The sequence below is a fragment of the Ferrovum myxofaciens genome (genome assembly GCF_013181415.1).
Classification (GTDB): domain Bacteria; phylum Pseudomonadota; class Gammaproteobacteria; order Burkholderiales; family Ferrovaceae; genus Ferrovum; species Ferrovum myxofaciens.
The window spans coordinates 299,094-324,454 of sequence record NZ_CP053676.1 but is presented as its reverse complement, the minus strand read 5'-3'; the positions used below and the strand labels follow the sequence as shown (position 1 = coordinate 324,454).

The 25,361-nt window shown below is 53.8% G+C and carries 20 protein-coding genes; 7 read left to right on the top strand and 13 right to left on the bottom strand.

What is annotated here, in order from left to right:
- Window positions 1-75 precede the first annotated feature (75 nt).
- A complete protein-coding gene (locus tag HO274_RS01585) occupies window positions 76-882 on the bottom strand; it encodes an ABC transporter ATP-binding protein (RefSeq protein ID WP_031596978.1) in 807 nt (268 codons plus the stop codon).
- A gap of 153 nt (window positions 883-1,035) precedes the next feature.
- Between HO274_RS01585 and HO274_RS01580 the strand changes: the two genes are divergently transcribed.
- Complete coding sequence (locus HO274_RS01580) at window positions 1,036-5,187, top strand: DEAD/DEAH box helicase (protein ID WP_051862213.1); 4,152 nt, start codon at window positions 1,036-1,038, stop codon at window positions 5,185-5,187.
- Here HO274_RS01580 and ettA read toward each other — a convergent pair.
- The gene (ettA, locus tag HO274_RS01575) at window positions 5,166-6,833 is read right to left on the bottom strand and encodes an energy-dependent translational throttle protein EttA (protein ID WP_031596982.1); all 1,668 of its coding nucleotides are present in this window, start codon (window positions 6,831-6,833) and stop codon (window positions 5,166-5,168) included. The genes HO274_RS01580 and ettA overlap by 22 nt on opposite strands.
- A 134-nt stretch (window positions 6,834-6,967) precedes the next feature.
- Here ettA and HO274_RS01570 point away from each other — a divergent pair, with 134 nt between their 5' ends.
- The 3 genes from HO274_RS01570 (at window position 6,968) to rfbA (ending at window position 9,721) form a co-directional block, all read left to right on the top strand.
- A complete protein-coding gene (locus tag HO274_RS01570; protein WP_051862215.1) occupies window positions 6,968-7,597 on the top strand; it encodes an outer membrane lipoprotein in 630 nt (209 codons plus the stop codon).
- 178 nt (window positions 7,598-7,775) lie between these two features.
- On the top strand, window positions 7,776-8,846 hold the full coding sequence (gene rfbB / locus HO274_RS01565; protein WP_273120837.1) for a dTDP-glucose 4,6-dehydratase: 1,071 nt from the start codon (window positions 7,776-7,778) through the stop codon (window positions 8,844-8,846).
- On the top strand, window positions 8,843-9,721 hold the full coding sequence (gene rfbA, locus HO274_RS01560; RefSeq protein WP_273120835.1) for a glucose-1-phosphate thymidylyltransferase RfbA: 879 nt from the start codon (window positions 8,843-8,845) through the stop codon (window positions 9,719-9,721). The genes rfbB and rfbA overlap by 4 nt, the downstream gene beginning before the upstream one ends.
- On the opposite strand, the gene HO274_RS01555 is transcribed toward rfbA, so the two are convergent.
- A complete protein-coding gene (locus tag HO274_RS01555) occupies window positions 9,722-10,426 on the bottom strand; it encodes a response regulator transcription factor (RefSeq protein ID WP_273120832.1) in 705 nt (234 codons plus the stop codon).
- Between the two features lie 165 nt (window positions 10,427-10,591).
- Between HO274_RS01555 and nadB the strand changes: the two genes are divergently transcribed.
- Window positions 10,592-12,178, top strand: a complete 1,587-nt coding sequence (gene nadB / locus HO274_RS01550) for an L-aspartate oxidase (RefSeq protein WP_273120829.1) — start codon at window positions 10,592-10,594, stop codon at window positions 12,176-12,178.
- Window positions 12,179-12,185: 7 nt separating this feature from the next.
- Here the strand turns inward: nadB and nadA are convergent, their stop codons facing one another.
- Both nadA and nadC read right to left on the bottom strand, forming a co-directional pair.
- Window positions 12,186-13,277, bottom strand: coding sequence for a quinolinate synthase NadA (gene nadA, locus HO274_RS01545; RefSeq protein ID WP_273120828.1), 1,092 nt, complete (start codon window positions 13,275-13,277; stop codon window positions 12,186-12,188).
- A complete protein-coding gene (gene nadC, locus HO274_RS01540) occupies window positions 13,264-14,136 on the bottom strand; it encodes a carboxylating nicotinate-nucleotide diphosphorylase (protein WP_150112407.1) in 873 nt (290 codons plus the stop codon). Before nadC ends, nadA begins: the two co-directional genes overlap by 14 nt.
- 156 nt (window positions 14,137-14,292) lie before the next feature.
- Between nadC and panD the strand changes: the two genes are divergently transcribed.
- The gene (gene panD / locus HO274_RS01535) at window positions 14,293-14,673 is read left to right on the top strand and encodes an aspartate 1-decarboxylase (protein ID WP_031596994.1); all 381 of its coding nucleotides are present in this window, start codon (window positions 14,293-14,295) and stop codon (window positions 14,671-14,673) included.
- A gap of 12 nt (window positions 14,674-14,685) precedes the next feature.
- On the opposite strand, the gene HO274_RS01530 is transcribed toward panD, so the two are convergent.
- The 4 genes from HO274_RS01530 to HO274_RS01515 are packed head-to-tail and all read right to left on the bottom strand — an operon-like array spanning window position 14,686 to window position 20,006.
- The gene (locus tag HO274_RS01530; protein ID WP_051862217.1) at window positions 14,686-15,639 is read right to left on the bottom strand and encodes an electron transfer flavoprotein subunit alpha/FixB family protein; all 954 of its coding nucleotides are present in this window, start codon (window positions 15,637-15,639) and stop codon (window positions 14,686-14,688) included.
- Between the two features lie 3 nt (window positions 15,640-15,642).
- Entirely contained in the window at window positions 15,643-16,392 is a 750-nt protein-coding gene (locus tag HO274_RS01525; RefSeq protein WP_031596996.1) for an electron transfer flavoprotein subunit beta/FixA family protein, read from the bottom strand.
- Window positions 16,393-16,426: 34 nt separating this feature from the next.
- Window positions 16,427-17,611: an acetyl-CoA C-acyltransferase gene (locus tag HO274_RS01520; RefSeq protein WP_031596999.1), complete on the bottom strand. Its 1,185-nt coding sequence runs from the start codon at window positions 17,609-17,611 to the stop codon at window positions 16,427-16,429.
- Between the two features lie 13 nt (window positions 17,612-17,624).
- Window positions 17,625-20,006, bottom strand: coding sequence for a 3-hydroxyacyl-CoA dehydrogenase/enoyl-CoA hydratase family protein (locus HO274_RS01515; RefSeq protein WP_273120823.1), 2,382 nt, complete (start codon window positions 20,004-20,006; stop codon window positions 17,625-17,627).
- A gap of 83 nt (window positions 20,007-20,089) precedes the next feature.
- Here HO274_RS01515 and pabB point away from each other — a divergent pair, with 83 nt between their 5' ends.
- Window positions 20,090-21,823 (top strand): aminodeoxychorismate synthase component I, encoded by a 1,734-nt coding sequence (pabB, locus tag HO274_RS01510; protein ID WP_031597002.1) that lies wholly within the window; start codon window positions 20,090-20,092, stop codon window positions 21,821-21,823.
- On the opposite strand, the gene HO274_RS01505 is transcribed toward pabB, so the two are convergent.
- The 4 genes from HO274_RS01505 to HO274_RS01490 form a co-directional block, all read right to left on the bottom strand.
- The gene (locus HO274_RS01505) at window positions 21,804-22,721 is read right to left on the bottom strand and encodes a copper chaperone PCu(A)C domain-containing protein (RefSeq protein WP_273120821.1); all 918 of its coding nucleotides are present in this window, start codon (window positions 22,719-22,721) and stop codon (window positions 21,804-21,806) included. The genes pabB and HO274_RS01505 overlap by 20 nt on opposite strands.
- Window positions 22,722-22,783: 62 nt before the next feature.
- Complete coding sequence (locus HO274_RS01500) at window positions 22,784-23,767, bottom strand: porin family protein (RefSeq protein ID WP_031597006.1); 984 nt, start codon at window positions 23,765-23,767, stop codon at window positions 22,784-22,786.
- Between the two features lie 132 nt (window positions 23,768-23,899).
- Window positions 23,900-24,301 (bottom strand): DUF2946 family protein, encoded by a 402-nt coding sequence (locus HO274_RS01495; protein ID WP_273120818.1) that lies wholly within the window; start codon window positions 24,299-24,301, stop codon window positions 23,900-23,902.
- Window positions 24,302-24,319: 18 nt separating this feature from the next.
- Window positions 24,320-25,201 carry a tetratricopeptide repeat protein gene (locus HO274_RS01490; protein ID WP_051862221.1) on the bottom strand — a complete coding sequence of 294 codons (882 nt, stop codon included), beginning with the start codon at window positions 25,199-25,201 and terminating at the stop codon, window positions 24,320-24,322.
- Between the last annotated feature and the right edge of the window lie 160 nt (window positions 25,202-25,361).

Genomic DNA, 25,361 nt, shown 5'->3' with positions numbered 1-25,361 from the left:
TGGTCGGAATCTCAATTGTAAAGTGAAGCGTGACGAAAAGAAGGACGCAATGTCACCCGATAACGAGAAGGGAGATCAAAACAATGACGGTCGAAAATCCTGTTCCAGCGGAGGCGCGGGCCATTGAAAAGGCACGGGGCCATCGGCCTCGGCATGGATGAACTGATAGGCATAAGCATCTTGAGTATTCTGACTGAGTGAAGAAGGCGTACCCTGACTGACAACGACTCCCTCTGAAAGTAAAAATATATCATCCACCACCTTCAGAGACTCGCTGACGTCGTAAGTGACCACGATCGATGTGATTCCGGTACTGTCATTTAGTTCCCGAATCAAGCGGGCCACGGCGTTGAGGGAAATGGGATCCAGACCGGCAAAGGGTTCGTCATAGATGGCCAGGGTGGGATCCAGTGCCACGGCACGGGCCAGGCAAACCCGCCGAACCATTCCTCCCGAGAGTTCGGCCGGCATGAGATCCCGGGCGCCGCGCAGTCCCACGGCTTGTAATTTCATGAGGACCAGATCCCGAATTTGACGGGGTGCAAGGCGAGTATGTTCCCGTAGGGGAAAAGCAATGTTTTCAAATACGGACAGGTCACTGAATAGCCCCCCCATCTGAAACATCATCCCCAGTTCACGGCGCATGGTGTAAAGTTCCCGGTCAGACATCTCGTGCACCACCTGCCCGCGATAGCGCACGGCTCCCCGCTGTGGACGCAGTTGCCCTCCCACAAGGCGCAGAAGAGTGGACTTGCCCGAACCACTGGTGCCTAGAATGGCAGAAATTTTCCCCTCCTGAATTGAGAAACTGATTCCTTTCAGGAGGGGTCTTGCACCATAACTGAAGTGCAGGTCTTCGATTTCAATCAAGGCTTGGGACATCTATCACTCCAAAAAAACCTTACCATGCTACCCTTCGTTCATTCTTCTCGCAACCTTCCCGGAGGATACTTGGCACCAGATTGAATTTCATCATAGAATTGCAAGAATGAGTTACAGGATCATGACACGCTGGCCTCCTTCAGGATTTCTCATTTGAACTCGACTTCCTCTGCCTCTGCCCCTTTTTTGGACGCCCCGATTCTGGAGGTTTCTGATCCCGCGCGCTGTTTATTGCGTTTGGTTTCTCTATCCTATCTCTCTCTGACCAGAAACCAGATCCATACCCTCTGGGAAGTATTTTGCCAGCGCAGCGATTTACCGGTCTCGGATACTACTCCCTTGATCGAATATCTCCTGGAAAAAAATGAACTGATCCTGAATCAGGGTAGATTAGCCTGTGTTCCGACGCTGAGCGAAGTCATCCTCCGCATGCCGGAAGATGAAACTCAAATCCTCTTGGCGCTGGATACAGTGCGCCAGGTCTTCAAGATTGCCGATTACCGCTTTGGTTATTTTGTGCGCCAGTTCAACGAAGGGGTACGAGATTTACGCTTGGCATTGTACGCCCGTCGATTTGAGGATTTCTCCAAGTTGGCTCAAACGCTGCAAAGTTACTTTGCCTCTGAATGGCGCTTGCGCAATCCCTATCTGACTCTATTTGACGCACCTTTTTCGGCTCAGCAATTCGATTCTTTGCCCCATGAAATTGCTCTCACCATTGCCGCCACCATTCTTGCATTGAGAACCAATCGTCTGGAACCCTGCAAAGGCCCCCTTACCTGGTTACGGGAACAGGCGCGTCTGGCTCCCGAAGAACAACGGCAATGGTTTGCCAGTGTACTCTGCGAACCCATGATTTTGCGTGGACACCTGGAGGAATCACTGACTTTGGTGCGGGGACGCCCTTTTCCCCTGGCGCACTGCATCGAAGGATTGGTTCTGGTTTTGCGAGGACAAACCGAGCCTGCCATTCCACTGTTCGAAAAAGTATTAAAAGATTGCCGGAAACCTCAGGATCTGCGCAAACAGGGCATGAGTGGACTGGGAGGAATTGCCTATGTAGTTTCCCTGATTTCCAGCGGTGATCCAAAAGCATTGGAACGAGCCTCCCAGCATATTGCCCTGGTGATTCGCAATGGAACTGGTATGAGTTCCATTTATGCCTGTCTGGGTCAGGTCGCCCACGCAACTCAGTCTGTTCAGGCAACGCTTGGAGAGGATCGCGCGGAAATTGGCGAGAAGGAGTCTCTGGCGCAATTGTTCCGGGCCTTGGCCTGTTGGTGGGTGGATGGGGATGGAGAACGGATCGACACGATACGTTTGACTGAACTGGCACGCCGTGCAGAATCCCACGGATACCGATGGATTGCGGCGGAAGCCTGGGAACTTCTGGAGCGCATGCAAATGGGAAGTCCTGCGCTCCATGCTACCCATCTGCACCAGGAAATGGGCTCTCTTACTCTGGTTTCCGCCATTCGTCGTCAACCTCTGTGGGAGCGGGCACTAGGTGCGCTGGAGCGACTGGGGGAAGAGTTGGGCGAAACGTTCATACCGGTCCGTCAACAGCGCTTTTACTGGACGCTCCATCGCCATCCCGATACAGGCAATCTTCTCCTTGAAGCGCGGGAACAGAAACGTCAGATCCATGGATCATGGGGAGCCAGCAAAGCCATTACCTTTCAGCGACTCATTAACATCACCCAGGAATTAGAAAGCGTCACAGAGCAGGATAAAACCGTGATTGCGTATCTGAGAAATACACTGGTGGATCAAAAGCCCCACGACAAACGTTTTTTTGTTCCGCAGGCTCTGCGCTTGCTGATGGGACACCCCTTGATATTTTGGGGACATGACCTCCAAAAAACCGTGGAACTTGTGGCAGGGCGTTTCGTTTTGATCAGCGGACGTGACCGTCACCATTGGCATCTACAGTTGGAACCACAGATTCCCATGGGTGAAGATTTGTGGATCGAACAAGAGTCTTCCCACCGTTTGCGTCTTTATGGACTGAGCGATGAAGAAATCCGTCTACGTGATATTTTAGGGGAAATTGGGCAACAGATCCCTCTTCCTCAGGAGGAACGGGTCGTTGCCTTGCTCAAGACCCTGACTCCCCGTTTTCTGGTACATGGGGTTCCTCCCGTCCCGGCCAATCTATCACTGACAGAGGCTTCTCCGTGCTTTTATGCACTCCTGTCTCCTCATCCCGAAGGGATTCGTCTTGCTTTGGTGGTTTACCCTCTGGGAGAGGCCCGGGAATCCTTTATTCCTGGAGCAGGGCATACTATTTGTATCGAGGGTGAAAGTGATGCCATGCTGCACGGTGTGAAGCGCGCGCTGGAACTGGAAAGAACTCGCGCCCAACAGATCTTCGAAGCCTGTCTTCCCTGGTTGGTCCCTGCCGACCTTCCCTTTACAGGAACCAGTCGGCACCCTGCCGCTGCCTGTGAAATCCTGACATTGCTCAAGGCCATGGGGGAGTCCACCGTGTACCTGCGTTGGCCGGCAGGAGAAAGTTTACGTATCCGTGGAGAAGCCCAACTTCCTCAAATGGCGCTTCAGATCAATTCTCAGGGAGATTGGCTCAAGGTTTCTGGAGGCGTGCGTGTGGATGCCCATACCGTATTGGAACTCAAAACCCTCATGGCAGCGGCAAAACATGCGGATTGTCGTTTCGTGGCTTTGTCGGATGGGCAATTCATTGCTTTGAGTGAAGGATTGCTGAATCGAATTCGGGGACTGGCCAGTCTGGCCCAGGAAGAAGCAGGAGAACTTCAAATTCATGCACTTTCAGCGCCCCATCTATCTGAACTGATCGAGCAGGAAAATTCCGCAATCACCGATCAGCGTTGGATTGATTTACTGTCGCGACATGAATCCCTGAGTCAATGGGAACCCCAGATCCCCCCCACGCTTCAAGCAGAATTGCGGGATTATCAACGGTCAGGGTTTGCCTGGATGGTACGCCACGCCGAAGTTGGGGCAGGGGCCTGCTTGGCAGATGACATGGGGTTGGGCAAAACACTTCAAACATTGGCCTTGCTTCTTTACCGAGCCCCTCTGGGTGCGGCTTTGGTGGTTGCGCCCACCTCAGTCTGCGGTAACTGGGTACAGGAAGCCCAACGTTTTTCTCCCACGCTGAACCTTCAGTGGCTCTGCGTAGGTGGAAAAAACCAACTGGCGGACTTGGGCCCGAATTCCCTGGTCATTCTGAGTTACACCCTGTTTCAGCAAGAAACGGAGATGATTGGAAGCCATCATTGGGCCACTTGCGTGCTGGATGAAGCCCAGGCCATCAAGAATCCAGGCACCAAGCGCTCACAGGCGGCCATGAAGATTCATGCGGATTTTCGTTTGTTGACCACGGGAACTCCCATCGAAAACCACCTCGGAGAATTATGGAATCTGTTTCGTTTCATCAATCCCGGCCTGTTGGGGTCCCTAGATACGTTTACGGAAAAGTTTTCCTACCCCATCGAACGCCATGGGGATGTGGAAGCACGGGAACAATTGCGCCGCCTGATTCAACCTTTCATCCTGAGGCGTACCAAGTCCCAGGTGTTGACTGAATTACCACAACGTACGGAAGTCACGCTACAACTGGAGGCCACCCCAGAGGAACAGGCCATGTACGAAGCAGTCCGTCTCGAAGCACTGGAGAACACAACCTTGCCGGGTGACGAACAGCCCAATCGAATCAAGGTATTAGCAGGAATTATGAAGTTGCGTCGGGCCTGTTGCCATGGTGCTCTAATTCTCCCTGCCCGACCTTGGATTTCCACCAAGATTACCGCACTCATGGAAATTCTGGAAGAGTTGAAGGAAAGTGGGCACCGGGCTCTGGTCTTCAGTCAGTTCGTGGATTATCTAACCCTGATTCGACAATCCCTAGAAGAACATCATATTACCTATCAGTATCTGGATGGATCCACTCCCTCCGCTGAACGATCCAAACGTGTCAGATCCTTTCAGGAAGGAACGGATGATATCTTTCTCATCAGTCTCAAGGCCGGTGGGGTAGGGCTCAACCTCACCGCAGCGGATTATGTCATTCATATGGATCCCTGGTGGAATCCTGCGGTAGAGGATCAGGCTTCGGACCGCGCCCATCGCATGGGGCAGACTCGCCCCGTGACGGTTTATCGATTGATCATCAAGGATTCCATCGAAGAAAAGATCGTCGCACTGCATGAACGTAAACGCAACCTCGCAGATAGTCTGCTGGAGGGCGCTGGAGAAACCAGCACCCTCAGCACCGAGGAATTGATCGGTCTCCTGCAGGATCAACCGTGCAAGGGTTTATAGCGCAAGCGACGGGGCCGTGCCCCATCTTCCCCCAGACGTTTCTTTTTATCCGCTTCGTATTCCTGATAGTTGCCGGTAAAGAAGGTTACTTGCGAATCTCCCTCAAAGGCCAGGATATGGGTGGCAATTCGATCCAGAAACCAGCGATCATGGGAGATGACCAACACGGCTCCGGCAAATTCCAGCAGGGCATCTTCCAGGGCACGCAGGGTTTCCACATCGAGATCGTTGGAAGGTTCGTCCAGAAGCAGCACATTCCCCCCACGAATCAGGGTCTTAGCCAGGTGCAGGCGACCCCGTTCCCCTCCCGACAGATTCCCTACAATCTTTTGCTGATCCGCTCCCTTAAAATTGAAACGTCCAATATAAGCACGGGACGGAGTTTCATACTTGCCCACAGTGAGCAGATCTGAACCTCCGGAAATGAATTCCCAGACGGTTTTGTCACTGTCCAGAGTTTCCCGTGACTGATCCACATAGGAAAGATTGACAGTAGAACCCAATTTGATCGTACCGGAGTCCGGGGTTTCCTGACCGACGATCATGCGGAAGAATGTGGATTTGCCGGCTCCGTTGGGACCAATGATGCCAACGATGGCACCGGGCGGAATGGTCAGACTGATGTTATCCAGAAGCAGACGGTCACCAAAGGATTTCGTGACTCCATCAAGTTCTATGACGGAATCTCCCAAACGTTCACCCACAGGAATAAAAATTTCCTGGGTCTCGTTACGCTTCTGATACTCCTGCGAATTCAGTTCTTCGAAGCGGGCCAGGCGGGCCTTGGATTTGGCCTGACGACCCTTGGGGTTCTGACGAACCCATTCCAGTTCCTTGTGAATTGCTTTCTGACGGGCAGATTCCTGAGACTCTTCCTGCTTCAGACGGTCTTCTTTCTGACTAAGCCATGAACTGTAGTTACCCTTCCAGGGAATACCGTGGCCACGATCCAGTTCCAAAATCCACTCGGCGGCATTGTCCAGAAAATACCGATCGTGGGTCACTGCCACCACGGTTCCTGGAAAACGCTGCAAAAACTGTTCCAGCCAATCGACGCTTTCTGCATCCAGATGGTTCGTGGGTTCATCCAGCAACAGCATGTCAGGTTTGGAGATCAGTAACTGACACAGAGCCACACGACGTTTTTCCCCGCCAGACAGGTTGCCAATCAGGGCATCCCAGGGAGGAAGGCGCAGAGCATCGGCAGCAATGTCCATTTGTAACTCTGTACTATGCCCATCAGTTGCGCTAAGAATGGCTTCAAGACGAGCCTGCTCGGTAGCCAAATGATCGAAATCCGCGTCAGGCTCAGCATAAGCCGCATAGACAGCCTCCAGAGCTGCACGCGCTTCGATGATCGAACCCAGACCCTGTTCCACCGCCTGACGGACGGTGAGTTCGGGATCCAGTTGGGGTTCCTGGGGGAGATAACCGATTTTAAGCCCTGGTTGGGGCGTAGCCTCACCTTCGATGTCCCGATCGATACCCGCCATGATTCTGAGAATTGTGGACTTTCCTGAACCATTCAGTCCAAGCACCCCGATTTTTGCCCCCGGGAAAAAACTCAGAGAGATATCCTTGAGAATCTGCCGTTTTGGTGGGACAATCTTTCCCACTCGGTTCATGCTATAGACATACTGAGCCATGGATTTAAGGTACCCTTCAGAAAAGACTGACAGATTACCATAGACGGGATGTGCGGAACCATTTCTCGCGGTTAAACTCCATACTGGCAAGTTACAATGATGAATGTACAAATTCGCAAGAGAGATCACTCAACATGACGCACAAAAAATATTTGACGCTCGCCCTTTGTTCCTTGACCTTGGCGCTGTCCTCTGGTTGTTCATCCCCCGGTTTGGGGGGCAGCGACTACACCAGCACAGAAGTGCGCGGGGAACAATCGGTTCGTCTGGGAACGGTGGAAAGCGTGCACAAGGTTCGCATCCAAAGCAATGATCCCGGCATTCTGGGTGCTTTGGGCGGTGGTGTGGCCGGAGCTGCGCTGGGAAGTACCGTTGGGGCGGGGAATGGCAATGCGGCAGCAACAATTTTAGGTGCACTGGCCGCCGGTGCAGCGGGCAATGCGGCTCAAAATGCCTTATCCACCGAAAACGGAGTGGAAATTACGATTCGACTAGACAGTGGTTATGTTATTGCCGTCACTCAAGGGGCTGATGAAGTTTTTCATGTGGGTGATCGAGTTCAGGTATTGGGAGGAGGAGGGGCCACCCGGGTGACCAAATTGGACCCCAATGCCAATCTGGGGCCTGCCGGAAAAAATTTGTCGACTCCCAGCGGTATGACACCAAGCAATGGACAACAGATCCATTATTATTGTCCAGACAGCAACGCTTATTATCCCGCTGTCCCCAATTGCAAGTCTCCCTGGATGAAAGTGGTGCGCTGATTATCAATGTTCTTTAGAGACGGATCTTCTTGGCCCCATCCTTGGATGGGGCTTCGTTACTCCGCTTAATTTAACATAATATACATTATACGCAATGTTTGTTTATGGGTTACGCAAAACCATTTGTCATTGGTACAATTGATCCCCGTGTGCGAGAATCCCATAAAAAGGAGCCGATATGATTTTTGTAACAGGCGGTGCTGGTTTTATAGGTGCTAATTTCGTTTTGGACTGGTTGGATCTCCAAGATGAACCCGTGCTGACTCTCGACAAACTGACCTACGCCGGAAACCGGGATAACCTGGCCAGCCTCGATCAGGATCCGCGTCATACGCTGGTGGTGGGCGATATTGGAGATACGGCATTGGTCCGCGCCCTGTTAAAATTGCACCGTCCGCGCGCCATTCTCAATTTCGCTGCCGAAAGTCATGTGGACCGCTCCATTTATGGTCCGGCAGACTTTATTCAAACCAATATCGTCGGCACCTTTCATCTGCTGGAATCGGTGCGTGCGTACTGGAATGAATTGGGGGGGAAAGAACGCGAAAATTTCCGTTTTCTGCATGTCTCCACCGATGAGGTCTATGGTTCCCTGGCTCCCCAGGACCCTGCTTTTTCTGAATCCACTCCCTATGCGCCAAACAGCCCCTACTCCGCCTCCAAGGCCGCTTCCGATCATCTGGTGCGTGCCTGGCACCATACCTATGGATTGCCGGTTCTGACCACCAACTGTTCCAACAACTATGGACCCTACCAGTTCCCGGAAAAATTGATTCCCCTTATATTGCATCAAGCCCTGGCTGACAAACCTCTGCCGGTTTATGGGGATGGTCAAAACGTACGGGACTGGCTCCATGTCAGTGATCATGCCAGCGGCATTCGCCGAGTCCTCGAAGCCGGCCGTGTGGGAGAAACCTATAATATCGGTGGAAATAGCGAATTAGCTAATCTGACGGTGGTCGAAGCCCTCTGTGCTGCGCTGGATCGACATCGCCCCACGGCACAGGGTTCCCGCCGTCGACTCATACAATTCGTCACAGACCGTCCGGGGCATGACCGGCGCTATGCCATTGATGCCAGAAAAATTCGCAAGGAATTGGATTGGCAGCCCGCGCATAGCTTTGCCTCCGGTTTGGAACAGACTGTACGCTGGTACCTGGATCATCAGGAGTGGAGCGAACGCGTGTTGTCCGGTGCCTATCGTTCCTGGCTGGAACAAAATTATGCGGAACGGAGGCAGGAAGCATGAGAAAAGGCATCATCCTGGCGGGAGGTTCAGGGACCCGCCTCTATCCCGCTACCCAGGTCATTTCCAAACAATTGCTGCCCGTGTACGACAAGCCCATGATTTATTATCCGCTGGGTACCCTGATGTTGGCAGAAATTCGTGACATCCTGATTATTTCTACCCCCCAAGATACCCCACGATTCCAACAATTACTGGGTGATGGCAACCACTGGGGAATAAATCTCGAATATGCCGTCCAACCGGAACCCGGTGGATTGGCACAGGCTTTTCTGATCGGGAAAAATTTTATCAAACATCAACCCAGTGCCCTGGTACTGGGAGACAATCTTTTCTACGGTCATGATTTCTCCATCAAACTCAGACAAGCAGGCAACCATCTCGAAGGTGCCACGGTTTTTGTTTATCCCGTCAGTGATCCTGAACGTTATGGAGTGGCTGAATTTGACGAAACTGGTCGTGTCATTGGACTGGAAGAAAAACCCCTTCAACCCCGTTCACGTTATGCCGTCACCGGTCTCTATTTCTATGACGCACAGGTTTGTGATCTGGCAAGTACCCTGGCCCCCTCGGCGCGTGGCGAATTGGAAATCACGGATCTCAATCGTCTTTACCTCGAACAGCAACGATTGCGCGTGGAAGTGCTGGGACGAGGATTTGCCTGGCTGGATACCGGGACCCACGATTCCCTTCTGGAGGCTGCCCAATATATCCAGACTGTGGAAAAACGACAGGGGCTCAAGGTATCCTGCCCCGAAGAAATTGCCTATCGCCAAGGCTGGATCGATGCAACCCAGTTGGAAAAACTGGCTCTTCCCTTGAGCAAAAATGGTTATGGCGTCTATTTGCGTCAGATCCTGAACGAACGAGTTTTTTGATCATTCATGACGAATGATCAAACTGTACCCCGTTCCTCGAATGGAGCGGATCAGTGTATCGGCAGGATTGTGTTGACGTAGTTTGCAGCGGATGCTCGAAATGGTGACGTCCACCGAACGATCCTCGGCATGCCAGGATCGTCCACAAACCACCTGGGCCAACGTGTTGCGCCCCACCACCCGATTAGCGTTTTCCAGCAGACAGAGCAGCATATCGTACTCACGGTTGGTGAAATGGATTTTTTTCCCCGAAGTGATCCATGTGACTTCCCGCTTTTGACGATCAAGACCAAAGCCGGAAAAATTTATTCCACTGTTCAGATGAAAGGAAGAAATATTCAGACGCTCCAATAAGCGCCGAATTCGTGCCATAAGTTCCCGCATGTCCACAGGCCTGACCAGATAATCATCGGCGCCCATTTCGACTCCCAGAATTCGATCCATGGGCGATGAATTGTCACTCAGGACGATAATTCCTATATCGGGATAATGTTCGCGCATAAAACGAATGTATTCATATCCATTGCCATTGATTCCATGGTCCTGATTGATGATCGCCAATTTAATGGGATGCCCGCGCAACAGTGATTTTGCATCATCCACCTGAGCTACGCGCATAGTATGAAAGGAAGTATGAATAAAAAAGGATTCCAGGGCAATGGAGCGTCGGTAATCAGAATCAAGGATCATGATAAGTGAATTCATGCCGGTCTCGTTTTTTCAAGTATGGGATAAAATACCTTGTTCTTATGTTTAAGGCAATTCTAATGGATAAGTTTTTTCATGACAACTCCGGTCATGCACCAACTGCCAGATCCTCAGGGGATTCTGCTATGCTTGTCCTCCGTCTCACACATAGATTGATGGACCATGATGGAAGACGTAAAATCCTTTGAAGCAATTATCGTAGGCAGTGGCCTGGCTGGGGGTGTCACTGCCCTCGAGTTGGCAGATCGTGGACTCAGAGTTGCCCTCATTACCAAACGTTTCCTGGAAGATGGCGCCAGCCCCCGCGCTCAAGGAGGCATTGCTGCTGCATTGTCGAGTTTGGACAGCATCGATACCCACATGCAGGATACCCTGATTGCCGGTGCCGGACTGTGCGATACCGAAGCCACTCATTTCATTCTCGAGCGGGGTGAAATGGCCATTCACTGGCTGACACAGCGCGGGGTTCGCTTTACTCAGGAAAATGGTACGCTGCACCTCACCCGTGAAGGTGGACACAGCCAACGGCGGGTAGCCCACGTGGCCGATGCCACCGGTGCTGCCATTCAGAACACGCTGCATCCTCAACTGCGTCAACATCCGCGCATCCAGATATTTGAACAACATATGCTGGTCGATCTGATCACCAGCGAAAGACTTGGACTGCCGGGGCAACGGCGTTGTGTGGGTCTGTATGCGCTGGAAGAAACCACTGGTAAAGTGCATGCCTTCACTGCGCCTCACACCCTGCTGGCCACCGGCGGTGCAGGCAAGGTCTATCTTTACACCACCAATCCGGATACGGCAACGGGAGATGGCATCGCCGCAGGATGGAGGGCGGGTTGTACTGTCGCCAACATGGAATTTATCCAGTTTCACCCGACCTGTCTGTATCACCCCCATGCCAAGTCTTTCCTTATTTCAGAAGCCGTACGGGGAGAAGGCGGCATTTTGCGTCTGCCCAATGGGCATCGTTTCATGCCTGAACACGATGACCGGGCAGAATTGGCTCCGCGCGATATCGTGGCACGCGCCATCGACTATGAAATGAAGCGTCTTGGTTTGGATTGCGTGTACCTGGATATTACCCATCTATCCTCTGAGTTCATTCGCACGCATTTCCCCACCATCCATGAAAAATGTCTGTCCCTGGGCATCGACATGACCACCCAACCCATTCCGGTGGTTCCAGCGGCGCACTATACCTGCGGGGGATTACGCACCGATCTGCAAGGACGTACCGATCTGGCCGGATTGTATGCTATTGGCGAAACGGCCTATACAGGTTTGCATGGTGCCAACCGTTTGGCCAGCAATTCACTGCTGGAATGCGTGGTGATGGCCCGTGAAGCCAGTTCAGCCATTCTTTCCCAGCCACCCTTCGCACCTTTGACCTTCATCCCGCCTTGGGACAGTAGCCAGGTCACCGACCCTGATGAGGAAGTGGTTATTTCTCATAATTGGGAAGAATTACGCCGTTTCATGTGGGATTACGTCGGAATCGTGCGTACAGACAAACGGTTAGAGCGGGCGGCGCATCGTTTGAAACTATTGCATGAGGAAATTCTGGAGTTCTATACTAATTTTCATGTCAGTCGAGACTTGCTCGAATTGCGCAATCTTGTGATGGTTTCCCAACTCATCGTCAACTCTGCACGCTTGCGCAAAGAAAGTCGAGGGCTTCACTACAGCCGGGATTATCCGCTGAGTTCCGCATCCTCTTGTCCCACTCTGCTCACTCCCTCCTGAATCTCCTTCAGGCAGCCCCCAAATGAGGTACCAGTCCTGCCGTCCGTAGTGCATCGGCTCGAGTAAAGTCCAGCATCCTCTCGATGGGCAAACGAGCGCGATCGACAAGACCAGGATCGATCGTAACTTCAGGCGTACCCGCAAACAGAATGGCGCGCAGATTTTCCAATCCATTCATGGCCATCCAGGGACAATGGGCGCAACTCTTGCAGGTAGCGCCCGACCCGGCGGTGGGAGCTTCAATAAAGGTTTTATCCGGATAGGTTTGACGCAATTTATGGAACATGCCATTGTCCGTGGCGACGATGAAGGTTTCCACCATCGGGGTGCCTGCAGCTTCCAGAATACCCCGCGTGGAACCGACATAGTCTGCCAGTGCCAAAACGGCCCGGGGCGATTCAGGATGGACCAATACCCTGGCCCAAGGCATTTTCATTTTCAAGTCCGCCAGTTCAGCGGCCTTGAACTCGTCGTGAACGATGCAGGAACCCTGCCAGGAAAGCAGATCAGCGCCCGTTTCCTGAGCCACATAGTCCCCGAGGTGACGGTCTGGTGCCCACAGAATTTTTTCCCCCTGTTCATGCAAGTGGCGAACCACGGCTACCGCACAGCCCGATGTTACCACCCAGTCGGCACGCGCCTTGACCGCAGCACTGGTATTGGAATAGACCACTACGGTACGGTCGGGATGGGCATCGCAAAATGCATGGAAGGCGTCGCTGGGACAGCCCAGATCGAGAGAACATTCGGCTTCACGTTCGGGCATCAGTATGGTTTTTTCGGGTGACAAAATCTTGGCTGTTTCTCCCATGAAACGTACACCGGCCACCACCAGGGTCGTTGCTGAATGCTGCTTGCCAAACCGGGCCATTTCGAGAGAATCGGCTACCAGACCACCGGTTCCCTCGGCCAGATCCTGTAGATCGGGATGAACATAGTAATGGGCTACCAATACAGCATTCCGCTGTCCCAGAAGATCTTCCAGTTCCGCCAGCAAAACCCGCCGCCGTTCCTGGGAAGGCTCTTCTGGGACACGAGCCCAAGCCGTAGCAAGGCCTTGTGGGTTTTCATAATCTATTTGAATATTACAGGCTGACATCCTTAAACCTCATGGAAAAATCAATGGATTTGATGTCCTTGGTCAAAGTTCCGATGGAAATTCGATCCACCCCCAATTCTGCAATCTGGCGTACCGATTCCAGGTTCACTCCCCCGGACACTTCGACTCGCGCCCGTCCGGCAACCTGCATCACGGCCTGTCGTTGCATCTCGAGGGACATGTTATCCAGCATGACCATATTTGCTCCGGCGATGAGCGCTTCCTCCAATTGCTCCAGAGTTTCCACCTCTACCTGAATGAACTTATAGGTTCCCTTGATGCTCTGTGCCAAGGTAACCGCCTGAGTGATGGAACCCGTGGCAGCAATATGATTTTCCTTGATCAGGATGGCATCGTAAAGTCCCATTCGATGATTGGTCCCCCCCCCGATCCGCACGGCGTACTTTTCTGCCAGACGTAGCCCAGGAATGGTTTTTCTGGTATCGACGATCACCGCCCGTGTACCAGCCACGGTACGCACGAACTGGCGTGTTTGAGTAGCAACACCCGACAGTGTTTGCAGAAAATTCAGGGCAGCCCGTTCACCGGTCAGCAATGCCCGTGCCGGACCTTTCAACGTAGCCACTCTCTGTCCGGGAAATACTTCCGCGCCTTCGGCCACCTGCCACTCCACCTGCAGACGAGAGTCCAGTTGCCGAAAAACTTCATTCACCCAAGGTTGCCCGCACAGAACCGCACTTTCACGAACCAGGATCAGTGCTTCAGAAACTACGGGTTCCGGAATCAGGAATGCGGTCAGATCCCCTGCGCCCACGTCTTCAGCCAGAGTTCTTTGCACCTGTTTTTCGAGGTGCAAGCGTTGCGCCATACCCTCCTGTTGCGTTTGATGGGGTTCCATCCATGCCCTTTCTTCCACCTCGCCTCCCTGATCAAATGTACAGTGAAAAACTGCTATTGTCCCAAGGACTGCAGGGGCTTGCAATATGAATCCAGAGAATTGGAGTAAAATGCGACTTTTATTAATTTGAGAAGGCCTGTCTGCTTGCCATTGCCTATGTTCCAAACCATGCTCAAGGCCAAACTACACCGCGTCTCGGTGACCCAGTCAGAACTGGGTTATGAAGGGTCCTGCGCCATCGATGAAAATTTGCTGGAAGCGGCGGACATTCATGAATATCAGCAGATCGATATCTACAATGTCAATAATGGAGAACGCTTCACGACCTATGCCATTAGAGGTGCGCGCAACACTGGCATGATTTCCGTCAATGGCGCCGCTGCCCGAAAAGCTCAAGTGGGAGACATATTGATCATTGCCACCTATGCCAGTTATGCCCCGGAGGAATTGAAAAACTTCTCGCCACGCCTGGTTTATGTGGACGAACGTAACCAGGTCAAACGCATGGAACACGAGATTCCGCTACAAAAAGTTTGAAATCCAGAACACTCATTTTTGAAGTGCTGCGGTCAATTCAGGAACCAGTAGGTTCAGATCCCCCACCAATCCATAATCTGCCACAGCGAAGATGGGCGCATCCGGGTCCTTATTGATGGCCACAATAACCCGGGAAGTCTGCATGCCAGCCAGATGCTGGATGGCTCCTGAAATACCGATTGCAATATACAGGTCCGGAGCGACCACCTTGCCCGTCTGACCCACCTGAACGTCATTGGGGGCATAGCCCAGGTCCACGGCGGCTCGGGACGCCCCAAGCGCAGCGTTCAACTCCTCTGCCAAAGGCCCCAGCAAAGCCTCATAATGTTCTGCGCTACCCAGTCCGCGCCCACCGGACACTACGACTCGGGCATTCTCCAGGGAGGGACGACCTTCCTGCGCATGCGTGTGCACAGAAATCCGGGTGGACAACGGCATCGCTGCAGGACAAGGCAGATTTTCCACCGGTACCGGTTCAGTCCTTTCTCCCTCCACCCCCGGAAAAGCCGTGGTGCGCACCGTCATCAGTTTGAGGGATTCGGGGCAGCATACCGTTGCCCAGATGCTCCCGGCGTAAATCGGTCGGATAAAGGTATCGGAAGATTCCACGCCCACGACATCGCTGATCATGGCCACATCTTCCAGTGCAGCCAAACGGGGCATCCAGTTCTTGCCAATGGCCGTCGCGGCGGTCAGGATATGCGTATATTGACGCGCCAGAGGTCGCACCAGGGCGCAGAGCATTTCCGCCAGTCCCTCCGCAAGGGTCGCTCCTGATCCATTCAGAACCCGATGGATCCCCGGCAAATGTTGAGCCTCCACCAGGGCGGAAGTCGTATCTCCTCCCCAGATCAGCACATCCGTATCCCCTTTCAAGGCCTTGGCAGCCGCGAGTAGGGAACGAATGGAGGACTTCAAATGACCGTCAGGGCCCAACTCAGTGACCAGTAAAATTCGGTTTTCCATCGTTCAAATCACCTTGGCTTCATTTTTGAGACGCGCCAGCAACGTGGCCACGGAGTCCACCTTGATACCGGCAGGACGTTGGGGCGGTTCCTGGACCCGCAGAGTCTTCAAACGGGGTTCCACCGTTACCCCTAACTCCTCGGGGGTCAGGGTTTCGATAGGTTTCTTGCGGGCCTTCATGATATTGGGCAACGTGGCGTAGCGCGGTTCATTCAGGCGCAAGTCCGTCGTAATCACGGCAGGCAAAAGCAGACGCAGGGTTTCAGTACCTCCGTCGGTTTCCCGCACCACGTCTACCCTTCCCTCTCCCATCTGTATTTCAGCGGCATTGGTGGCCTGCCCCCAATTCAGCAGGGCAGCCAACATTTGTCCAGTCTGGTTTGCATCATCATCGATGGCCTGTTTACCACAGATCACCAAGGTTGGCATTTCACGCAGGACCACTGCTTGCAATAATTTAGCCACGGCCAGGGGTTGTAATTCCGTGGTCGAAGATACCCAGAGCGCTCGGTCAGCGCCCAGAGCAAGGGCTGTACGCAATCCCTCCTGAACCATTGCATCTCCACAGGAAAGAGCCACCACTTCTGTGGCCAGCCCTGCTTCCTTCAAGCGAATCGCCGCTTCCAGAGCAATCTCGTCAAAGGGATTGAGGGACATCTTGAGCCCGGCCAACGCCACACCGCTGCCGTCTGCCTTGGCTCGAGCCTTGATGTTGTAGTCCAGAACACGCTTCACAGGGACCAGTATTTTCATGGGGTTTCCTTGTACATGACAGGGCGGGATTCTATCATACCCGTTCGAACAGCCCGGCAATCCCCTGTCCCATACCCACACATAGGGTCACCAAACCGTAACGCCCGTTAGTGCGGCGTAAACCATGAATCAACGTAGTCGTGCGTATGGCGCCACTGGCCCCCAGGGGGTGACCAAGTGCAATCGCCCCCCCCAGGGGGTTGAGCCGAACCGGGTCGAAGGCCAGATTCTTCTGAACCGCCAATACCTGTGCCGCAAAAGCTTCGTTGAGCTCGATCCAGTCCAGTTGAGCAAGACTGATCCCATGCCGTGACAGCAGAGGGGGTACAGCCTTGACCGGGCCAATCCCCATGATCTCCGGCGGCACCCCTTTGACAGAAAAACCCAGGACCCGCGCCAGAGGGGTCAATCCATGATGGTGCACTGCCTCTTCGCTGGCCAGAATGAGGGCGGCGGCTCCGTCAGAAATCTGACTGCTGTTGCCGGCCGTGACGCTTCCCTTGACGTGGAAGGCTGGCTTGAGCCGAGCCAGAATCTCCAGACTGGTATCAGCACGAGGGCCCTCGTCTTGGTGCCAGGTTCTCTCCTGTGGTGTTGTCAGTCCTGTGTTCAGATCCAAAAAGTGCTGAAGTAGGGTGACAGGGGTGATTTCTGCTTCAAAAAACCCCTGGTGTTGTGCTTCCAGTGCACGTTGGTGCGATTCCAGAGCCACCGTATCCTGCTCCAAACGACTGATGTTCCACTGATGGGCCAGATTTTCCGCAGTCGCCCCCATTCCCCAAGCCAACGGCGTGTGAAAAGGCGTCTCAAAAATCAGGGGACTGGGCGCAGGATGCCGGCCCATCATGGGGATGCGGCTCATGGATTCTACGCCACCGGCAATCATGAGGTCTGCGCTGCCCAACTGAATGCGTTCTGCCGCCATCTGGATGGCAGACAATCCGGAGGCACAGAATCGATTGACCGTCATCGCTCCTGCGGAGAGAGGCAATCCCGCCAGAACTGCCGCACTGCGCGCAATGTTGAGCCCCTGTTCTCCTTCCGGCATGGCACACCCGATCACCACATCTTCAATCGCTTCCGGATCCAGCATGGGGACCTGTGCCAAGGCTCCCCGCAAGGCTGTAATGAGCAAGGTATCTGCCCGTACCTGGGCAAACTGTCCACGCCCCTTCCCTACAGGGGTACGGGTAGCCGCCACGATATACGCTGTTTTCATGTCACTCTCCTGACTAATTACGCACAGCCTTGCCGGTTTCCAGAAAAGACTGAATGCGTTCCCGACTTTTTTGGGTGGCCAGCAAGGGACCGAAATGCGTCCGTTCCAGGCCAAGCAGGTAGTCCACATTGACCAAGGTTCCCGCAGGCAATTCTCCACCGCAGGCGACCGTGGCCAAGATACGTCCGATCTCGAAATCATGCGCCGAAATTTGCCCTCCCTGTAGCGCATTGACCAACCCCGCAAGCATTTGGGCCCGTCCTTCCACTCCACCCACCGGAAAGAGTCGAGGCAAAGCAGGCGCATAACCGGACTCCGCCAATGCCAGAGCTTGTGTCAGGGCCACATGGAGCAATTCTTCACGGTGCGGAACGAGAACGTCACCGCTTTCGAGCCAGCCCCAGGAACGAGCTTCCTGAGCACTTTGGCTGACTGTGCAGCGCAGGATGCGCGTCAAATCCTCCTGCAGGTAGTCAGCTACCTGCAGGGGCGATTGGGCGGCCAAGGCGCGCAATCCTGCGCGCCGGGCGACTTCCGTCAGCCCCCCGGCACCGGGAAAGATCCCTACATTGACTTCCACCATGCCAAGATTGGTTTCTGTATAAGCGACCCGGCGGGTACAGTGCAGCGAGACTTCACACCCACCGCCCAGTGCATAGCCTTGCAAGGCTGCCACGGTGGGCACTGCACTGCAGCGCAAACGCTGAACCACGCGCTGGAACCGTTCCTGAGCCAGTGCCAACCCCGTCAAACCATGACGGGTATAGGTTTCGATGAACCCCTTGAGATCTCCGCCCGCTGAAAAGTGCGGGTCTGGACTCCACAGGACCAGGGCACGGTAATGCCCTTCAGCCTCGGTCAGCGCCTGATCCAGCGCTTCCAACGCAACTTCGCCCAGGATATTCATCTTGGTACGAAGGGTCAGAATCAAAATATCTTCATCCAGTGTCCAGAGTCGCGCGGCTTCGGATTCAGCCACCGTCCGTCCCGCGCTGGCTGCAGTGCTCCCCCCCTCACCCAACAAGCGCAGGGGGAAGTGCTGACGTTTCAACCAGGGCGGGGAGAGACGGGGACTGAGGGTGGCACGAGCCGCTGACCAGGAGCCCTGTGGCGTATGAACGACCTGACGTTGTGGATCCATGGCCCAATCGGGCAGAGGGAGGTCCACCAGGGTTTTTCCTACCCGTCGATCTTCCTCGATCCACGCCGCCACCTCTGACCAACCCGACAGTTGCCACTGTTCGAAGGGGCCGAGGGACCAACCAAAGCCCAGGCGCAGTGCCATATCCACCTCACGGGCTGAAGGCGCCATGTATGCCAGGTTCAGGGCGCAGTAGTGAAACAGATCGCGGTGAATGGCCCACAAAAACTGGGCCTGGGGGTGGGTACTGGCACGCAGACAGGCCAGTCTTTGGGACAGCGAAACCTCCAGACAAGCCTTCACCCCTGCCTCCGCCTTGGCTCCGCTGGGCACATAGGAACGGGTCATGGGGTCCAGACGAAGAATCGTCTTGCCTTCCTTTCGGTAAAAACCGGCGCCAGTTTTGGCACCCAGCGCCCCTGCCGAGATGAGTCCCTCGAGGAGGGGGAAAGGGGCAAACAGGGCACGAAAAGGATCATCCGGTGCCTGGGTATAGGTTGTACTGATAACATGGGACAGAATATCCAATCCAACCACATCGGCAGTGCGATAAGTGGCAGAACGAGGCCGTCCCAAAAGAGGCCCGGTCAAGTCATCCACCAGATCGCAGGACAAGCCAAAATTCTGAGCCTGATGAAAGGTAATTACTGTTGCAGCAACCCCAATGCGGTTGGCTACAAAGTTCGGCGTATCCAGAGCATGGATAACGGTCTTGCCCAGACGGGTAGTAATGAAGGATTCCAGAACGGTAATACTGTCCCGATCCGTCCGTGTCGTGGGAATCAATTCCACCAATGCCATGTAACGGGGGGGGTTGAAAAAATGCATGCCACAGAAACGCGTTTGAAGATCTTCCGGCAAAGCGGCACTGAGTTCCTCCAAAGACAGACCGGAAGTATTGGACACCAACCAGCCCTGAGGAGCCAAGTGGGGTAAAATGCGCGCATAGAGTGCTTGTTTCCAGGCCAACTGTTCGCCGATAGCCTCGATTACCAGATCACAGGTGGAAAGTCGGGGCAAATGATCGTCATAATTGGCCACTTCGATCAAACCTGCCCGTTCGAGTTCGACCAGGGGAGGCGGGCTCATTTTTTTTAATCCATGAATGGCCTGCAGAACCCGTCCATTCGTGGGTCCTTTGTCGAGGGGCAAATCATAGAGTAAAACAGGAATGTCCAGGTTGACGAGGTGCGCTGCCAGTTGCGCCCCCATGACCCCGGCCCCCAATACGGCCACGCGCTGAATCTGAGCCATCTCTCCTCCCATGCAGATCTATTTGTTTCATTCTAACCGAATCTTTCTTTCAGACTGTATCCCTTGAGTTTAAAATTCGAAACATGAACATCATTCTCGATTTTGCCGAATGTTCAGGGCTGCGCATCCGGCGCGTATTTCGTGAACCCCGTCAATGTCTGATCGCCCGTTCGTTGGCGGAGGTGCGTCCCGTATTACGCCAGGTTGCCCAAGCGTGTCAGACAGGTGCCTATGCTGCAGGCTTCGTGGCCTATGAAGCTGCGGCCGCTTTCGATACAGCCGCCCTCACCCATTCTCCCCTGAACGATTTTCCTTTGGTCTGCTTTGGACTATACGACGCCCCTCTACCAGGATGGGAAGAAGAAAGCGCCTCCATCCCGGAGGCATCCAAAGGGCCTTGGCAACTCAGCCTGACGCAGGGAGCCTATACTCAGGCAGTGGATACCTTGCGTCAGGCCATTGCGCAGGGTGAAGCTTATCAGATGAACCTGACGTTACGCCTGGAGAGTACGTTCTCTGGCTCCTCCCTGCGGTTATACGAGCAACTGCGCCAAGTTCAGGATGCTGATTTCAGTGCCTGGCTGTCCTGGACCGGCGGTGCCCTTCTCTCCCTTTCACCGGAACTGTTCTTTGAAACCCATGGCAATCGTATCCTGACTCGTCCCATGAAAGGCACCGCATCCCCGGAAAACGCCTGGAACTTGGCCCAGTGCCCAAAAAATCGGGCCGAAAACATCATGATCGTCGATCTTCTGCGCAATGATCTGGCCCGCATCGCTCTGTCCGGATCAGTCGCCGTCACCGATCTCTGTCGGGTAGAAGCTTACCCCACCGTACATCAAATGACGTCCACGGTGACCGCCTCCTTAAAACCCGATACCGACCTCGAAGCGATTTTCTCTGCCCTTTTTCCCTGCGGATCCATCACCGGCGCCCCCAAATGGCAAGCCATGCGCTGGATCAAACAGTTGGAAAATGGTCCGCGCGGAGCCTATTGCGGGGCCATTGGCTGGATTCGCCCAGGCGGGGATGCGCAATTCAATGTGCCCATCCGTACCCTCTGGCACGACGTACCTCATGATCGCCTTCGCTGTGGCGTGGGCAGCGGTATCACGTGGGAGTCGCAGGCCCCCGCCGAATGGGCTGAAATTGCCACCAAAACCCGTTTTCTGGAAGGGTACGCATCCGTCGATCTGCTCGAAACCCTGCGTCTCGATCTGGGTCTCTGGGAACTCCCCCATTATCACTGCCGTCGTCTGCTCCACTCCGTTCAGGCACTGGGCTTTCCTGCTTTGACAGCGGAGCGTTTTACCGAGGCTCTGGATCGTTTTGCGCAACAGTACCCCACCGGATCTTATCGGGTACGCTTGCGTTACAACCGGCAGGGAAACTTTCATCTCGAAGGCTTTGCCCTGTCCCTTACTCTTCAGAAAACCCCTCAACCCGTCTGGCTATCTGCTCATCCCTTTCCCTTCGATCCCCAGACAATGAGGCATAAGACCACCGAGCGCAGCCTTTACGATGCTGTCTTCTCTTCTCAGCCCACCCGGTGCTTCGATGTGCTGTTATGGAACGAGCGGGGAGAATTGACGGAATTCACGCGCGGCAATCTGGTGCTTGAAAAAAAGGGTAAAAAACTGACCCCCCCACTGTCCTGCGGACTACTGGCCGGCACGCTCCGTCAGTTTCTCTGTGATCAGGGAGAACTCGAAGAACACATCCTGACTCGTGAGGATCTGGTTCAAGCCGATCGACTTTGGTTCATCAACAGCGTGCGCGGCTGGGTTCCAGTGGTTCTCAAGGTACCAGAGGAGTGATCGGCACATCTACATGCACGGGGGCACTGTGCTGGAAATGGAGATCCAGGGGCACGGTCTGACCGGCCACCAGAGGATGATCCAGGTCCTCCAGCATCAAGTGGTGTCCTCCGGGTGCCAAGGTCACTTGACCATGAGCGGGGATCACCAGATGATATTCATGTTCCATGTGTGCCATGTCACCTTCCATTTCCATAGTTTGATGCAGCATGATGTGTCCAGCCACTGCACTGTCTGCGCCTTCCAGGGCATCTTCCCGATCACCCGGATTGACCAGGGTCAGATACACCACCCCTTCCTCCTGCCCAGGAGCCGTGGCGCGGGCCATCGGGTGCAGAATCTGGATGATAGGGGTATGCGCCGCCTGCACGGCAGATTCCGAAACGGGAGCAGACGTAGGACTGAGCAAAGGTTCAATCCCGGCCAGCAAAACAGATTCAGGCAATCCATGATCGTCATCGGCCGCCCAGGCATTCTGGCGCACGATTCCTTTCCGGTCCACTAGGATGGATAAAGGCATACGCCAAATCCTTCCAAATTCATCCACCTCAGCATGGTTCTTCAGAACCCACGGGAAGTGATAATTTTTCATCATGTCGCGAGCCATGGGCTGGTCCTCGCTACTGTCCATGTCGATGGCTATGATATCCAGACCTCGGGCATGATATTTCTGATACAACTTTTCCAGACGAGGCATCTCCTCCCGACAGGGGACACACCAGGAAGCCCAGAAGTGCAACAGGGTGACATGACCCCGCTCGCTTAGTGCCGTCACCCTTCCTCCGCCCTCTAGGTTCAAGGTATAGGCCGGTACGGAGGCGTTCATCTCGAGGGCCTGCACAAGAGGTGCAGAACCCAATAGAGAAGCAACAATGAACCAAAATATAGAACGCTGCATGCAAATTCTCCTTTTTTCAGAAAAGTACGATAAAACCCCAATAACGGGGAAAATTCTTCAGACTAGAACAGGTAAGTAATGCCTGCGTTCACCATCCAGTGGGGCACCAGTTGATCCCCGTTGGCGTAGCGATACAAGGGCAGGTAAATCGAGGTATTGGCCTGCCAGTGACGAGACAGGTCGATTAGCGCACCGGGGGCCAGAAAAACATTGGTATAACCACTATTCAGGTTACCATACAAGGCATCACCGCCTCCTTGATCCGGGGCTCGCCACAGGGCATTTACCTGTATCATGGGGATGATATGAGTACTGGTTTCGATGGCATTCCAGGTAACCCCTGCAACCGTATTGAGACTGTCTCCTGGTTTGTATCCCTGATAATGATTTAGGGCATGACGCCAGGTACCTTGAGAAAACCACCCCCAGTTGGCACTGAAATTTCCCATGCTGTAGTACCCCAGCAATAAATCGGTGGTACCGGTTCCCGGCGCCGTGTCCCGATCGATCAAAGGTGCTGGATTGACGGGGCCGGTAGGTAATTTCAGACCGAAGGTCAACCCACTGGATTTATCCTTGGAGAATCCCGTATACATCCCCATCACCCGTAAATCAGAAAGACTGCTGATGTTGGCCGAGCGGGTGGTGGGTGAAGGATTGATCTGCCCTGGTACCCCGCTCGTATCCGTGGTGAAAGAGCGCATCCAGTAGGGAAGCATGGCCTCGACTCCCCAATTGTCATTGAACATATGCTGACCATAGAGGGTGTAAAAGTTGGTTCCGATCTGTTTGTCGGGGTTGAGTGCACCGGCTTGCCCGCTGGCCCCACTATGGTTCCAGTTCTGGTTCATGAAGGAATATTGAAGGCTCACCTGGTCATTCATGCCACTTACGGGCAACCCGGGCAAACCTACATCGAAGACCCCGCACCCACAAGCACAGGCCCATCCCTGTGTGGCGACTCCAAAACCCAATATCAATCCGGCTAGCCTGTGACAGAGCGCTGGATTTAAAAATAAACTTTGTTTGTAAACCGAATGATACATTGTAAAGTTCTCCTGAAAAGATAACTCTGACCAACGCGCAGACTGCTCGAAAAATGAGCAAGCGCGTCAGAAAGAAAATTACTTTCCGGGTATCCCCCTGATTTTGGGGAATATCATCCCGAAAAGAACGATTCAGGCTTGAACGGGAGGGGCGTTGGGATAAGGGAGAAAGAAGTTGCGGAAGGCGATGAAGCGATGAATTTCACGGGATGCCAGAGGCTGTCCGCGAAACAGTGTGAGACCCAATCCCGGGTTGGACAGATCCAGAGGTAAAGCCAGAGCCAGAGAACTGCAAAGGGAACAGTGGCCATGTCCAGAATCAGAAGGAGAGGAGTGGTGGTGATCTGAAGAGGATGCTGTCTTGACCCACTGTTGACCTGAAACCGTACAGACTTGAAGCGCGGGACCTGTTTCAGTGCCACGGTCAAGAAGTGGATCCAGTGCCCCGACCACCAAAAACATCTGAAACAACAGCGGCCACAAAAGCCAGCCTGCCAGCCGTTGAATCCGTTGGGGGGACAAAAAAGGACTCATGATCTCAAGTCAACCGGCTCAGGGCTTGACCAAACCGGTGGAATACAGAACTCCCAGATTCTTCTGTGCTTCGGTGTTCCCCTGTTCGGAGGCTTTATGAAACCAATCCGCAGCCTTGGCGTAGTCCTGGGGCACCCCTTGACCATTATCATAGAGCATTCCCAGGTTGTTCTGGGCGCGGGCATAACCCTGCATGGCTGCCTTGCGGTACCATTCCGCAGCCATGATGTAATCCTTGGGAACTCCACGCCCATTCTCATAAAGCGCGCCCAAGTTATTCTGGGCCTTTGAATTTCCTTGCTCCGCAGAGCGTCGGTACCAGTCGGCAGCTTCGGCCGGGTCTTGAGGGACCCCCCGACCTGACTCGTAAAAAACGCCCATGTTGTTCTGGGCCATGGCATTGCCTTGATTTGCGGCCTTACGGAAGAAATCAACGGCAATAGCATAATCCCGAGTTACCCCCAAACCATCGGCATACAGTAATCCCAACTGAAACTGGGCTTCAGCCACATTCTGCTCGGCGGCTTTTTTCAACCACTCTGCCGCTTTGGCATAATCACGGGGCACCCCTTGACCGGAGATATACAGCATCCCTAATTTGTACTGGGCCCAGGCAACGTTTTGATTGGCCGCCTTGGTGTACCAATCCGCTGCCTGAACGTGATCACCGGTCATGTACAGATAGGCTCCCAGATAGGTCTGGGCCTTGGGATCGTTGTTTCGCGCCGAATCAAGCAACTTCTGCACGGCTACAGCATCCCCGCTCTTGGCGTTGGAAACCAGGGAAACCGCTTCCAACTCCGTCAAGGGTGGCGCAGAGGCTGGACCCGTAGCGTATAAAGTTGTTGAAACCCCAAGCATCATCAGAAAAAGCAATCTGGAACCGAGAAACTTATTCATGTGCACCTTCTCAATCGGGAGCGAAGAACGCCAAGTGGTGAGTATCACCAAATCAAATATCGAAAAGCAACGCATGATCATCCTGCTTTGAGCCTACGCGCTTGTGGGAATATACCAAAATATCATAAGCCCGTAATCACTTTCGTCATTGAAAATGAAA

Excerpts from the sequence above, each read along its gene's own strand:
- HO274_RS01585 (WP_031596978.1), bottom strand. The coding sequence starts at position 882 with ATGTCCCAAGCCTTGATTGAAATCGAAGACCTGCACTTCAGTTATGGT.
- ettA (WP_031596982.1), bottom strand. The coding sequence starts at position 6,833 with ATGGCTCAGTATGTCTATAGCATGAACCGAGTGGGAAAGATTGTCCCA.
- HO274_RS01570 (WP_051862215.1), top strand. The coding sequence starts at position 6,968 with ATGACGCACAAAAAATATTTGACGCTCGCCCTTTGTTCCTTGACCTTG.
- rfbB (WP_273120837.1), top strand. The coding sequence starts at position 7,776 with ATGATTTTTGTAACAGGCGGTGCTGGTTTTATAGGTGCTAATTTCGTT.
- rfbA (WP_273120835.1), top strand. The coding sequence starts at position 8,843 with ATGAGAAAAGGCATCATCCTGGCGGGAGGTTCAGGGACCCGCCTCTAT.
- HO274_RS01555 (WP_273120832.1), bottom strand. The coding sequence starts at position 10,426 with ATGAATTCACTTATCATGATCCTTGATTCTGATTACCGACGCTCCATT.
- nadB (WP_273120829.1), top strand. The coding sequence starts at position 10,592 with ATGATGGAAGACGTAAAATCCTTTGAAGCAATTATCGTAGGCAGTGGC.
- nadA (WP_273120828.1), bottom strand. The coding sequence starts at position 13,277 with ATGTCAGCCTGTAATATTCAAATAGATTATGAAAACCCACAAGGCCTT.
- nadC (WP_150112407.1), bottom strand. The coding sequence starts at position 14,136 with ATGGAACCCCATCAAACGCAACAGGAGGGTATGGCGCAACGCTTGCAC.
- panD (WP_031596994.1), top strand. The coding sequence starts at position 14,293 with ATGTTCCAAACCATGCTCAAGGCCAAACTACACCGCGTCTCGGTGACC.
- HO274_RS01530 (WP_051862217.1), bottom strand. The coding sequence starts at position 15,639 with ATGGAAAACCGAATTTTACTGGTCACTGAGTTGGGCCCTGACGGTCAT.
- HO274_RS01525 (WP_031596996.1), bottom strand. The coding sequence starts at position 16,392 with ATGAAAATACTGGTCCCTGTGAAGCGTGTTCTGGACTACAACATCAAG.
- HO274_RS01520 (WP_031596999.1), bottom strand. The coding sequence starts at position 17,611 with ATGAAAACAGCGTATATCGTGGCGGCTACCCGTACCCCTGTAGGGAAG.
- HO274_RS01515 (WP_273120823.1), bottom strand. The coding sequence starts at position 20,006 with ATGGCTCAGATTCAGCGCGTGGCCGTATTGGGGGCCGGGGTCATGGGG.
- pabB (WP_031597002.1), top strand. The coding sequence starts at position 20,090 with ATGAACATCATTCTCGATTTTGCCGAATGTTCAGGGCTGCGCATCCGG.
- HO274_RS01505 (WP_273120821.1), bottom strand. The coding sequence starts at position 22,721 with ATGCAGCGTTCTATATTTTGGTTCATTGTTGCTTCTCTATTGGGTTCT.
- HO274_RS01500 (WP_031597006.1), bottom strand. The coding sequence starts at position 23,767 with ATGTATCATTCGGTTTACAAACAAAGTTTATTTTTAAATCCAGCGCTC.
- HO274_RS01495 (WP_273120818.1), bottom strand. The coding sequence starts at position 24,301 with ATGAGTCCTTTTTTGTCCCCCCAACGGATTCAACGGCTGGCAGGCTGG.
- HO274_RS01490 (WP_051862221.1), bottom strand. The coding sequence starts at position 25,201 with ATGAATAAGTTTCTCGGTTCCAGATTGCTTTTTCTGATGATGCTTGGG.